Here is a 12,332-nt window from a genome sequence, read left to right as displayed (position 1 = left end):
CGGCGGGCAGTTGACGCAATTGCTGCTCGGCCTGTTGCTGGTGATCGGCTTGATCTTCGTGCTGGCCTGGCTGATGCGCCGCGTGCAGCGCATCGGCCCGGGCAATGCCCAGGTGATCGAACTGGTCGGCTCGCGTGCCCTGGGCCCGCGGGACCGATTGGTGCTGGTGCAGGTGGGCGAGGAGCAGATCCTGCTCGGCATTACCCCTGGCCGCATCACTCCGTTGCACGTACTCAAAACCCCCGTGGACGCGGCCAGCAGCGAGACCGCCACGCCAGAATTCGCCCAGCGCCTGATGGAATTGCTGGGCAAGGACCAGAAGGATAAGAAGTAATGCGCGTGTTCCTGACGCTCATGCTGTTGCTGGCCGCGCCGATGGCACTGGGCGCCGACCCGTTGTCGATCCCGGCGATTACCCTGGGCACCAATGCGGCCGGCGCGCAGGAATACTCGGTCAGCCTGCAGATCCTGCTGATCATGACCGCGCTGAGTTTTATCCCGGCGTTCGTCATGCTGATGACCAGCTTTACGCGGATCATCATCGTGTTCTCGATCCTGCGTCAGGCCCTGGGCCTGCAGCAAACGCCGTCGAACCAGATCCTCACTGGCATGGCGCTGTTTTTGACCCTGTTCATCATGGCGCCGGTCTTTGACAAGGTGAACCAGCAAGCCCTGCAGCCTTACCTTGCGGAAAAGCTCACGGCCCAGGACGCGATCGACAAGGCCCAGGGCCCGATCAAGGACTTCATGCTGTCGCAGACCCGCTCCAGCGACCTCGAGTTGTTCATGCGCCTGTCCAAGCGTACCGACATTGCCACCCCGGACCAGGCGCCGCTGACGATTCTGGTGCCGGCCTTCGTCACCTCGGAATTGAAGACCGCGTTCCAGATCGGTTTCATGATCTTCATCCCGTTCCTGATCATCGACCTGGTGGTGGCGAGCGTGCTGATGGCGATGGGCATGATGATGCTGTCGCCGCTGATCATCTCGCTGCCGTTCAAGATCATGCTGTTTGTGCTGGTGGACGGCTGGGCGCTGATTATCGGCACCCTGGCCGGCAGTTTCGGGGGGGTATAGCGCCATGACCCCAGAAGTTGCCGTCGACCTGTTCCGTGAAGCACTGTGGCTGACCACCGTGATGGTCGCCGTGCTGGTGGTGCCGAGCCTGCTGGTCGGCCTGCTGGTGGCGATGTTCCAGGCCGCCACCCAAATCAACGAACAGACCCTGAGCTTCCTGCCGCGCCTGCTGGTGATGCTGATCACCCTGATCGTCGCCGGCCCGTGGCTGGTGCAAACCTTCATGGAATACATCCTGCAGCTGTACGGCAGTATTCCGCAGTTGATCGGCTGAGCCGATGCAATCCTTATTGGCCCTGACCGACACCCAGATCAGTACCTGGGTGGCCTCGTTCATCCTGCCGATGTTTCGCGTCACGGCCATGTTGATGGCCATGCCGGTGTTCGGCACCACCCTCGTGCCACGGCGTGTGCGCTTGTATTTCGCGGTAGCCATTACGGTCGTGATCGTGCCTGGCCTGCCGCCGATGCCGCCGGTCAACGCCCTCGACCTCAGTGCGCTGCTGCTGATTGCCGAACAGATCCTGATCGGCGCCATGCTGGGTTTTTCCCTGAGCCTGTTCTTCCAGGCGTTTGTGGTGGCCGGCCAAATCATCTCGGTCCAGATGGGCATGGGCTTTGCGTCCATGGTCGACCCCACCAATGGTGTATCGGCGGCGGTGATCGGGCAATTTTTGACCATGTTGGTGACCTTGCTGTTCCTGGCCATGAACGGCCATTTGGTGGCGTTCGAGGTGCTCACCGAAAGCTTCACCACCTTGCCGGTGGGTTCGGGGCTGGTGGTCAACCATTTCTGGGAACTGGTGGGGCGCCTCGGCTGGGTGCTGGGCGCGTCCTTGCTGCTGGTGTTGCCGGCCATCACCGCGCTGCTGGTGGTCAACATCGCGTTTGGCGTGATGACCCGCGCAGCGCCGCAGCTGAACATTTTCTCGATCGGCTTCCCTTTGACCCTGGTGATGGGCATGGGGATTTTCTGGATCGGCCTGGCCGACATTCTCAATCAGTATCAACCGCTGGCGACCGACGCCCTGCAGTTCTTACGTGACCTGGCACGGGCGCGCTGAGCCATGGCCGAGAGCGAGAGTGGTCAGGACAAGACAGAAGACCCCACGGAGAAGCGTAAAAAGGACTCCAGGGAAAAGGGCGAGATCGCACGCTCCAAAGAGCTCAATACCGTTGCGACCATGATGGCCGGCGCCGGTGCCTTGCTGATCTACGGCGGTGGCCTGGCGCTGGATTTACTGGAGCTGATGAAGCACAACTTCACTCTGCCCCGGGAGGTGTTGCTCAACCCCGACTCCATGGGCCAGTACCTGCTGCATTCGGGCACGATCGCGCTGCTGGCGGTGCAGCCGATTCTGATCACGTTGCTGCTGGCCGCGCTGATCGGCCCGGTCGCCCTGGGCGGCTGGCTATTCGCTGCCAGCAGCATGGCGCCCAAGTTCAGCCGCATGAACCCGGCGGCCGGCCTCAAGCGCATGTTTTCCACCAAGGCCCTGGTGGAACTGCTCAAGGCGCTGGCCAAATTCATCCTGATTCTGTTCGTGGCGGTGACGGTATTGTCGTCCGACATCGACGATCTGCTGCGCATCGCCCATGAACCGCTGGAGTCGGCGATCATCCACAGCCTGCAAGTGGTGGGCTGGAGCGCGTTGTGGATGTCCGCCGGGTTGATCATCATCGCGGCGGTGGACGCGCCGATCCAGTTGTGGGAAAGCCACAAGAAACTGCTGATGACCAAGCAGGAAGTGCGCGACGAACACAAGGACCAGGAAGGGCGCCCGGAGGTCAAGCAACGCATCCGCCAACTGCAGCGCGAAATGTCCCAGCGCAAGATGATGGCCTCGGTGCCCGACGCCGACGTGATCATCACCAACCCGACCCACTATGCCGTGGCCCTCAAGTACGACCCGGAAAAGGGCGGCGCGCCGATGTTGCTGGCCAAGGGCAGCGACTTTACCGCGTTGAAAATCCGCGAAATCGCCGTGGCCAACGACATCCTGCTGCTGGAATCCCCGGCGCTGGCGCGGTCGATTTTCTATTCCACTGACCTGGACCAGGAAATCCCGGCCGGGTTGTACCTGGCGGTGGCCCAGGTGCTGGCCTACGTCTACCAGATCCGCCAATACCGGGCGGGCAAGGGCAAGCGGCCTGATCCGCTCAAGGACCTGCCGATCCCGCCGGATTTGCGTCGCGACTCCTGAACGCTGCGGCGCACTGTAGGAGCGAGCTTGCTCGCGAAAAACTCACCGTCGCCGCGTTTATCCTGACTCCCCGCGTTATCGTTACCCACCTTCGCGAGCAAGCTCGCTCCTACAGGAGGGTGGCCATTACCTGTCAACTTTGACAGTAGCCAATACGCCGCCTTCACTGTTTGATACAGCGATGAGCCACGCAGCCATGCGCGGCTCGGGAGGCGGCGATGGACAGGGGCACGGTCAGGTGGTGCGATGCGGTCAAGGGCATTGGCTTCAAGGCTCTGGATCGCGATGGCAATGAGGTTGCCGTTCAGTCGACAGCCATTGAAAGTGTTGAATCCCCACAGACGCCTCCCAGGCAACAACCCTCCCGCAGGCGCAAAAAGCCCTCGCAGGCATGATCCGCACGATTGCCTGCCTACCACCCGTCATCGGCCCGCGTCTACCTGTCAACTTTGACAGTAGCCAGGCGAAGCTTTCCCACGGTTTCATTACCCATCAGCACTGCGCGCAGGTAGTAAACGAGATGCAGGGAGAGCGGTATTGAAAGTGGCGATGGGGACTGTCAAATCCTATGACTGGATCAGGGGCGACTGGCTGATCGAGCTGGATGACCGGGCAGAGCACGTGTTCATCAATCACAAGGATTGGCGCTGGACGGCGCTGTCGGAGGGTAAGCATCTGAAGTTTCAAATGGTCCATCGGCCCGAGGGTATTTATGCGTTGCCCATCCAGGCAGGCAACTGTGGTGAATCGGGTTGTTGATCGTTCGCAACTGTGGGAGGGGGCTTGCCCCCGATGGCGGCCTCTGGGCCGGCCAGGATTTTTGAAGATCGTTCCCACGCTCCCGCGTGGGAATGCCTCCCGTGACGCTCTGCGTCACCGTCGCGCAGGGTTCAAGTCGGGACGCGGAGCGTCCCTGGCTGCATTCCCACGCAGAGCGTGGGAACGATCAGAGGTTGCCCGGTGTTTCTGCGGATGACGGCTCCCTGTCATCCAGCAGTCGCTCAGCCAGCAATCGGCCGATCTCAATCAACTGCGCAATACCCAGCGCACCTTCTCGCTGTGTTCCCTCTAGGTCAAAGGCGAAATCACAGGTCAGGGCGTGGGCGGATGCCAGGTTTTCGGTGAGGTTGACCAGCAGGTCTTCGGTGCTGATGCCGTCGATAAGGGTGAGGATTATGCTGGGTGGGGGATTTGGGGTGGGTTTGATCATTGTGAAGCTCCTTACGAAAGTGGAGCCGCCACTGATCGCCGCGACGCGATGGAGGGTGGCAGCTGTACGCAGGTTCGCGGACCGGTCAAGGAGCAACCCGGCATACCCGAAGGTATCCCGCGCACAGCCGCCATAGCGCCGCACAGTAGACGATAAAAAAGCGTCGACTGAAAGGGAGATGGTGCTTTTACTCCGTTGTAAACCGGGCCGCGACGCCCGACCACTGCATTTGCAGCGGTGTGCGGAGACTAGGGAGCCCGGTTCCTAGGGGCAACCCGAAAACCTTGTCGGAAATTTCCTCAGTAACAGCAGGTACATCCCCATTGATTACACCCAGTAGATTCGGTCGTTTGCAGAGTCATCCTGGTCGTGGGGCAAAAGTTGGAAGGCTTCTTGCAATACCGCCTTCAGGACGCTTCCCGGCGTCAAAACTTTGCTTCAAGGACACGAGGAATACCGGTGGCAGATCGCTCTCAAATGCTCAGCACGGCCCGTGGCACCCTGACTGACCTGTCGCGGGGCAATCTGGGTGTGCCGTTGTTGTTGCTGGTGATGCTGGCAATGATGATGTTGCCGATGCCGCCGTTCCTGCTCGACGTGTTCTTCACCTTCAACATCGCCCTGTCGGTGGTGGTGCTGCTGGTCTGTGTGTACGCCCTGCGGCCTTTGGATTTCGCGGTATTTCCCACCATCCTGCTGGTGGCGACCCTGTTGCGCCTGGCGCTGAACGTGGCGTCCACCCGCGTGGTGATGCTCCACGGCCAGGACGGTCACGCCGCCGCCGGTAAGGTGATCCAGGCCTTCGGTGAGGTGGTGATCGGCGGCAACTACGTGGTCGGTATCGTGGTGTTCGCGATCCTGATGATCATCAACTTCGTGGTGGTGACCAAGGGTGCCGGGCGGATTTCCGAGGTGAGCGCACGCTTTACCCTGGATGCGATGCCCGGTAAGCAGATGGCCATCGACGCCGACCTCAACGCCGGCCTGATCGACCAGAACCAGGCAAAATCCCGACGCCTGGAAGTGGCCCAGGAGGCCGAGTTCTACGGCTCCATGGACGGCGCCAGCAAATTCGTGCGCGGTGACGCCATCGCCGGCCTGTTGATCCTGTTCATCAACCTGATCGGCGGCATGGCCGTGGGGATCTTCCAGCACGGCATGACCTTTGGCGATGCGGGCAAGGTGTACGCCTTGCTGACCATCGGTGACGGTTTAGTGGCGCAATTGCCATCACTGTTGTTATCCACAGCGGCAGCGATCATGGTGACCCGTGCTTCGGGCTCCGAAGACATGGGCAAGCAGATCAGCCGCCAGATGTTCGCATCGCCCAAGGCGCTGGCCGTGGCCGCCGGCATCATGGCCGTCATGGGCATCGTGCCGGGCATGCCTCACGTTTCGTTCCTGAGCATGGCGGCCATGGCCGGCGGCGCGGCCTACCTGTTCTGGAAAAAGCAGAATGCAGTCAAGGTCCAGGCCCAGCAGGAAATCGCGCGCCAGCAGGAATTGCTGCCATCCCCGACCCGCGCCCAGGAAACCAAGGAGTTGGGCTGGGACGACGTGACCCCGATCGACATGATCGGCCTGGAAGTCGGCTACCGCCTGATTCCGCTGGTGGACCGCAACCAGGGCGGCCAGCTGCTGGCGCGGATCAAGGGTGTGCGCAAGAAGCTGTCCCAGGACCTGGGCTTCCTGATGCCCACCGTGCATATCCGCGACAACCTCGACCTGGCCCCCAGCGCCTATCGCCTGACCTTGATGGGCGTGATCCTGGCCGAAGCCGAGATCTACCCCGACCGCGAACTTGCGATCAACCCGGGGCAGGTGTTCGGTACGCTCAACGGCATTACCGCCAAAGATCCGGCTTTCGGCCTGGAAGCGGTGTGGATCGAAGTCAGCCAGCGCAGCCAGGCGCAATCGCTGGGTTACACCGTGGTCGACGCCAGCACCGTGGTCGCCACCCACCTCAACCAGATTCTCTACAAGCACTCCCACGAGCTGATCGGCCACGAGGAAGTCCAGCAATTGATGGGTTTGCTGGCCAAGGCCTCGCCGAAACTGGCCGAAGAGCTGGTGCCGGGCGTGCTGTCGCTGTCGCAGTTGCTCAAGGTGCTGCAAGCCTTGCTCGCCGAACAAGTGCCGGTTCGCGACATTCGCAGCATTGCCGAAGCCATCGCCAACAACGCCGCCAAGAGTCAAGATACTGCCGCGCTGGTGGCCGCCGTGCGCGTCGGTTTGTCCCGCGCAATCGTGCAAAGCATTGTAGGCGTTGAGTCTGAGCTGCCTGTTATCACCTTGGAGCCAAGGTTGGAACAGATATTGCTCAATAGTATTCAGAAGGCAGGGCAAGGCCAGGAAGAAGGGGTTTTGCTGGAGCCAAGCATGGCTGAAAAGCTGCAGCGTTCGTTGATCGAAGCCGCGCAGCGCCAGGAAATGCAGGGCCAGCCGGTGATTCTGCTGGTGGCCGGTCCGGTCCGCGCGATGTTGTCGCGCTTTGGACGCCTGGCAGTACCGAATTTGCACGTGTTGGCTTACCAGGAAATTCCTGACAATAAGCAAGTGACTATCGTCGCGACAGTAGGGCCCAACGGCTGAGGGTAGTGGGTTATGCAAGTAAAGCGTTTTTTCGCCGCCGATATGCGTCAGGCCATGAAGTTGGTCCGCGATGAGCTGGGCGCCGATGCCGCGATTATCGGTAACCGCCGTATTGCCGGCGGTGTCGAGCTGACGGCTGCCCTGGATTACACCCCCCAGGCCCTGGCCCCGCGCGTGCCGAACATGGAGCTTGAAGACGAGCTGCGCAAAACCGCTTCGCGCATCGTCTCGGCCCAGGCTGAATTGAGCATGCGCGGCGACAGCGACGCCACCACCAATCGCCAGTTGTTCGCCGGCCTGCCGCTGACCGCTTCCGAGCCGCTGGTGGAACCTACGTTTGTCGAACCGCCACGTCCCGCCGCGCCAGCCCCGGCCGCCGCAGTCGATCAGCGTGTGTTCGATTCGATGCGCTTTGAACTCAACGGCCTGCGCGAGCTGCTCGAAGTGCAACTCGGCTCTTTGGCCTGGACGCAACTGCAAGGCAGCAAGCCGCAGCAGGCCAACCTGTGGCGTCGCCTGCAACGCATCGGCCTGTCCGGCCCGTTGTCCCGTGACCTGCTGGCGCTGACCGCCGAAGTCGAAGAACCGCGCCAAGCGTGGCGCATGCTGCTGGCGCACCTGGCGCGCATGATCGCCACCCCGGAGATCGAACCCCTGGAAGAGGGCGGGGTGATCGCCATGGTCGGTCCTGCCGGCATGGGCAAGACCACCACCCTGGCCAAGCTGGCAGCGCGCTACGTGCTCAAGTACGGCGCGCAAAATATCGCGCTGGTGAGCATGGACAGCTACCGCATCGGCGCCCAGGAACAGCTCAAGACCCTGGGCCGCATCCTCAATGTGCCGGTGACCCACGTCGACCCGGGCCAGTCCCTGGCCAACGCCCTCGACCCGCTGCTGCGCAAGCGCGTGGTGTTGATCGATACCGCCGGCCTGCAAGCCAGCGACCCGGCCCTGCGCATGCAGCTCGAAAGCCTGGCCGGGCGTGGCATCAAGTCGAAAAATTACCTGGTGCTTGCAACCACCAGCCAGAAACAGGTTCTTACCGCTGCCTACCACAGCTATAAGCGCTGCGGCCTGGCCGGTTGTATCCTGACCAAACTGGATGAAACCGCCAGCCTGGGCGAAGTGCTGAGCCTGGCTATCAGTCATGAACTACCGGTCGCCTACCTGACCGACGGGCCGCGGATTCCGGATGATTTGCATCTGCCGCGCCGTCATCAGTTGGTCAGCCGTGCTGTCAGCGTGCAAATGCAAGACGAGCCTAGCGAGGAAGCGATGGCTGATATGTTCGCCGACCTTTATCACAACCCGGCAAAACGGGTGGGATGAGGCAGGATGAACACCGTGAAATGTACCTACATCGATGGTCTGCAAGCGATACACGCGGCCAAGCCATGTAGCCTGCGTCTAAGCAAGACAAGGTAAAGAAATAAAATGGGCAGCATGCATCCCGTACAGGTGATCGCGGTGACCGGCGGCAAAGGTGGCGTCGGCAAAACTAACGTGTCAGTGAATTTGTCCCTGGCCCTGGCAGAGCTTGGCCGTCGCGTCATGCTGCTGGATGCTGACCTGGGCCTGGCCAACGTGGACGTTCTGTTGGGGCTGACCCCCAAACACACGCTGGCCGATGTGATCGAAGGCCGCTGTGAGCTGCGCGACGTGCTGCTGCAGGGGCCCGGTGGGATCCGCATCGTACCGGCCGCCTCCGGCACCCAGAGCATGGTGCACTTGAGTCCGGCGCAGCATGCCGGCCTGATCCAGGCCTTCAGCGATATCGGCGACAACCTTGACGTGCTGGTGATCGACACCGCCGCCGGGATCGGCGAGTCGGTGGTCAGCTTTGTCCGCGCAGCGCAAGAAGTACTGCTGGTGGTGTGCGACGAGCCCACCTCGATTACCGATGCCTACGCCCTGATCAAACTGCTCAACCGTGACTACGGCATGAACCGCTTTCGCGTGCTGGCCAACATGGCCCAGAGCCCGCAGGAAGGGCGTAACCTGTTCGCCAAGTTGACCAAGGTCACGGATCGTTTCCTCGATGTGGCTTTACAATACGTCGGCGCCGTTCCCTACGACGAGTGTGTGCGCAAGGCCGTGCAAAAGCAGCGTGCGGTCTACGAAGCGTTCCCTCGTTCGAAGTGCGCACTGGCATTCAAGGCCATTGCCCAGAAGGTCGATACCTGGCCGTTGCCTGCCAACCCTCGGGGGCATCTGGAGTTTTTCGTCGAGCGACTGGTGCATCAGACGAGCGCGGGACCTGTGCTATGACATCAAGCGGCTACAACCTTTACAAAAAGTCGGCACGTGACAGCCAGGGCGAATTGATCGAGCGCTATGCGCCCCTGGTCAAGCGCATTGCCTACCACCTGCTGGCGCGCCTGCCTGCCAGCGTGCAGGTTGAAGACCTGATCCAGGCCGGCATGATCGGCCTGCTCGAAGTGTCGACCAAATATGACGCGAGCAAGGGCGCGAGTTTCGAGACGTATGCGGGTATCCGTATCCGTGGCGCGATGCTCGATGAGGTGCGTAAAGGGGACTGGGCGCCGCGTTCGGTACACCGCAATACGCGCATGGTCAGTGACGCAATTCGCGCAATTGAAGCAAAAACCGGTCGTGACGCTAAAGATCATGAAGTTGCGGCCGAACTCCAATTGAGTCTCGACGATTATTACGGGATTTTGAACGATACCTTGGGCAGCCGCCTGTTCAGTTTCGACGACCTGTTACAGGACGGCGAACACGAAGGGCTGCACGAGGACGGCGCGAGTGCGCATATGGAACCGTCGCGCGATCTGGAAGATGAGCGTTTCCAGGGAGCGTTGGCGGACGCCATTGCCAATCTGCCGGAGCGTGAGCGCCTGGTGCTGGCGCTGTACTACGACGAAGAGCTGAACCTCAAGGAAATCGGTGAGGTCCTGGGGGTCAGCGAATCGCGTGTCAGCCAGTTGCATAGCCAGTGCGCGGCCCGCTTGCGGGGGCGGTTGGGAGAGTGGCGCGCGCGCTGACAGGCAGTGTGGGGACACTGCAGATGCTACCGCGAAGGTTTCGGCCTTCGCGGATTCGCTCCGTGGTGCCCTGGGCAGTCCTTTTTGTGTAACGCCTGTTGATTGAAGTGGCGCGTCCAGGTGCTGGGCGCGTTTAAGACTGCTTGGAGGTCGAATTGGACAAGAACATGAAAATCCTCATCGTTGATGACTTCTCAACGATGCGGCGGATCATAAAAAACCTGTTGCGTGACCTTGGGTTCACTAACACGGTCGAGGCGGATGACGGCATTACGGCGATTCCGATCCTCAACAGCGGCAGCATCGACTTTCTGGTAACCGACTGGAACATGCCGGGCATGACCGGTATCGATTTGCTGCGCCATGTGCGCGCCGATGAAAAACTGCGCAGCCTGCCGGTGTTGATGGTGACCGCCGAAGCCAAGCGTGAACAGATCATCGAAGCCGCCCAAGCCGGGGTCAACGGTTACGTGGTCAAGCCATTCACAGCATTGGCCTTGAAAGAGAAGATCGAAAAAATCTTCGAACGCATCCACGGCTAATGCCATCGCGGGGGAGCTATGGAGCATAAAGAAACAACACTGGGCGACTTTGAGTCGACCCTGAAAAAGCATGCTCACCAGTTGGTCGACAGCCTGGAAAAAGGCCATTTCGCCGACGCGGTGCAGTTGATCCATGAGCTTAACCAGACCCGTGACCGCGGCCTGTACCAGGAAGTGGGCAAGCTCACACGCGAGCTGCACAGTGCGATCGTCAATTTCCAGATTGACCCGCGCATGCCCCAGGCCGAAGAAATTTCGCAGATCACCGATGCCACTGAACGCTTGTCCTATGTGGTCAGGCTGACCGAGGCGGCGGCCAACCGCACCATGGACCTGGTGGAAAACGCCACGCCTCTGGTCAACGGCATGGCCAGCGAAGCCCACGCCCTGAGCGTGGACTGGGGCCGCTTCATGCGCCGCGAAGTGGGGGCTGAAGAGTTCCGTGAGCTGGCGCGTCGCGTCGACGGTTTTCTGTCGCGCAGCGAACAGGAAAACCGCACGGTGGCCAGCAACCTCAACGATATTCTGCTGGCCCAGGATTACCAGGACCTCACAGGCCAGGTGATCAAGCGGGTGACCCAACTGGTCACCGAAGTGGAAAGCAACCTGCTCAAGCTGGTGCTCATGGCCGGTCAGGTCGACCGTTTTGCCGGCATCGAACATGACCGCGAAGCGATCCTCTCGGAAAAAGATCCACAAAAACATCTCGCCAAGGGTGAAGGTCCGCAGATTCATGCCGATAAACGTGAAGACGTCGTATCCGGTCAAGATGACGTAGACGATTTGCTGTCCAGTTTAGGCTTCTAAGGAGCACCCACATGAGCTTCGGCGCCGATGAAGAAATCCTTCAGGATTTCCTTGTAGAGGCCGGCGAAATTTTAGAGCAACTGTCCGAACAACTGGTCGAGCTGGAAAGCCGCCCGGATGATGCGAACCTGCTCAATGCAATTTTTCGCGGTTTTCACACTGTAAAAGGGGGCGCCGGCTTCCTCCAGCTCCATGAGCTGGTGGAGTGCTGTCACATCGCCGAGAACGTGTTCGACATCCTGCGCAAGGGTGAGCGCAAGGTTGACTCGGAATTGATGGACGTGATTCTCGAAGCACTGGATGCGGTCAACGGCATGTTCAGTGAAGTGCGCGAACGTGCGCCGATCACTGCCGCCACCCCGGAACTGCTGGCCGCCCTGGCGCGCCTGGCCGAACCGGCTGCCGAGGCGCCTGCGGTGCAAGCCGAGCCTGAGCCGGTGGCGCCAGCCGAGCCGGATGTGACCGACAGCGAATTCGAGCAACTGCTCGACTCGCTCAACGCAGTCAAGGCTCAAGCTGAAGCGCCGGTTGCGTCTGCGCCGGTCGCCACGCCGACCAGCGAAGACATTACCGACGCGGAATTCGAATCCCTGCTCGACCAGTTGCATGGCAAAGGCCAGTTCGCGGCCGACGCCGTGGCCCCGGCGCCGTCGGATGCTGCGCCCGCTGCACCGGCAGCGCCGGCAGCCAATGCCAGCACCGACATTACCGACGACGAATTCGAGGCACTGCTCGACCAACTGCATGGCAAAGGCACATTTGCCGCTGAAGCCTTGCCGCAAGTCGCAGCCACCGCCGCCGCTCCAGCTGCTCCAGCTGCTCCAGCCGCCAAGGCTGAACCGGCTGAACCGGCCGGCGACGGGCTGATCTCCGACCACGAATTCGAAGCGTTGCT

General features: G+C 61.1%; 14 protein-coding genes. 13 read left to right on the top strand and 1 reads right to left on the bottom strand.

The window, feature by feature from the left end; translation table 11 throughout:
- The 6 genes from fliO to BFP93_RS00055 form a co-directional block, all read left to right on the top strand.
- The coding region (fliO, locus tag BFP93_RS00080; protein ID WP_065891504.1) for a flagellar biosynthetic protein FliO at positions 1 to 334 on the top strand (334 nt) is incomplete at its 5' end.
- On the top strand, positions 334 to 1,077 hold the full coding sequence (fliP, locus tag BFP93_RS00075; RefSeq protein WP_032895954.1) for a flagellar type III secretion system pore protein FliP: 744 nt from the start codon (positions 334 to 336) through the stop codon (positions 1,075 to 1,077). The genes fliO and fliP, both read left to right, overlap by 1 nt.
- Before the next feature lie 4 nt (positions 1,078 to 1,081).
- A complete protein-coding gene (gene fliQ / locus BFP93_RS00070) occupies positions 1,082 to 1,351 on the top strand; it encodes a flagellar biosynthesis protein FliQ (protein ID WP_027603863.1) in 270 nt (89 codons plus the stop codon).
- A gap of 4 nt (positions 1,352 to 1,355) precedes the next feature.
- Positions 1,356 to 2,141, top strand: coding sequence for a flagellar biosynthetic protein FliR (fliR, locus tag BFP93_RS00065; RefSeq protein ID WP_065884559.1), 786 nt, complete (start codon positions 1,356 to 1,358; stop codon positions 2,139 to 2,141).
- 3 nt (positions 2,142 to 2,144) lie between these two features.
- The gene (gene flhB, locus BFP93_RS00060) at positions 2,145 to 3,281 is read left to right on the top strand and encodes a flagellar biosynthesis protein FlhB (RefSeq protein ID WP_065884560.1); all 1,137 of its coding nucleotides are present in this window, start codon (positions 2,145 to 2,147) and stop codon (positions 3,279 to 3,281) included.
- Positions 3,282 to 3,824: 543 nt separating this feature from the next.
- The gene (locus BFP93_RS00055; protein ID WP_240995355.1) at positions 3,825 to 4,040 is read left to right on the top strand and encodes a hypothetical protein; all 216 of its coding nucleotides are present in this window, start codon (positions 3,825 to 3,827) and stop codon (positions 4,038 to 4,040) included.
- 187 nt (positions 4,041 to 4,227) lie between these two features.
- Here BFP93_RS00055 and BFP93_RS00050 read toward each other — a convergent pair whose 3' ends face one another.
- Positions 4,228 to 4,491: a DUF6124 family protein gene (locus BFP93_RS00050; protein WP_065891503.1), complete on the bottom strand. Its 264-nt coding sequence runs from the start codon at positions 4,489 to 4,491 to the stop codon at positions 4,228 to 4,230.
- Positions 4,492 to 4,968: 477 nt separating this feature from the next.
- Between BFP93_RS00050 and flhA the strand changes: the two genes are divergently transcribed.
- From flhA to BFP93_RS00015, 7 genes are all read left to right on the top strand, one after another.
- Positions 4,969 to 7,083, top strand: coding sequence for a flagellar biosynthesis protein FlhA (gene flhA / locus BFP93_RS00045; protein WP_065884562.1), 2,115 nt, complete (start codon positions 4,969 to 4,971; stop codon positions 7,081 to 7,083).
- A 12-nt stretch (positions 7,084 to 7,095) separates the two neighbouring features.
- Entirely contained in the window at positions 7,096 to 8,412 is a 1,317-nt protein-coding gene (flhF, locus tag BFP93_RS00040) for a flagellar biosynthesis protein FlhF (protein ID WP_065884563.1), read from the top strand.
- A gap of 105 nt (positions 8,413 to 8,517) precedes the next feature.
- Positions 8,518 to 9,351, top strand: a complete 834-nt coding sequence (gene fleN / locus BFP93_RS00035; protein WP_003192912.1) for a flagellar synthesis regulator FleN — start codon at positions 8,518 to 8,520, stop codon at positions 9,349 to 9,351.
- The gene (fliA, locus tag BFP93_RS00030) at positions 9,348 to 10,088 is read left to right on the top strand and encodes an RNA polymerase sigma factor FliA (protein ID WP_065884564.1); all 741 of its coding nucleotides are present in this window, start codon (positions 9,348 to 9,350) and stop codon (positions 10,086 to 10,088) included. Before fleN ends, fliA begins: the two co-directional genes overlap by 4 nt.
- A gap of 167 nt (positions 10,089 to 10,255) precedes the next feature.
- A complete protein-coding gene (locus tag BFP93_RS00025) occupies positions 10,256 to 10,630 on the top strand; it encodes a chemotaxis response regulator CheY (protein WP_015885173.1) in 375 nt (124 codons plus the stop codon).
- A gap of 18 nt (positions 10,631 to 10,648) precedes the next feature.
- Positions 10,649 to 11,437, top strand: a complete 789-nt coding sequence (locus BFP93_RS00020; RefSeq protein ID WP_065884565.1) for a protein phosphatase CheZ — start codon at positions 10,649 to 10,651, stop codon at positions 11,435 to 11,437.
- 11 nt (positions 11,438 to 11,448) lie between these two features.
- Positions 11,449 to 12,332 (top strand): Hpt domain-containing protein (locus BFP93_RS00015; RefSeq protein WP_176717538.1); only part of this gene is annotated, 884 nt, incomplete at its 3' end.

This window comes from Pseudomonas sp. 44 R 15 (genome assembly GCF_900004965.1).
GTDB lineage: Bacteria > Pseudomonadota > Gammaproteobacteria > Pseudomonadales > Pseudomonadaceae > Aquipseudomonas > Aquipseudomonas orientalis_A.
Note: the sequence above shows the minus strand (reverse complement) of the source record. Positions and strands in the feature narration are given on the sequence as shown.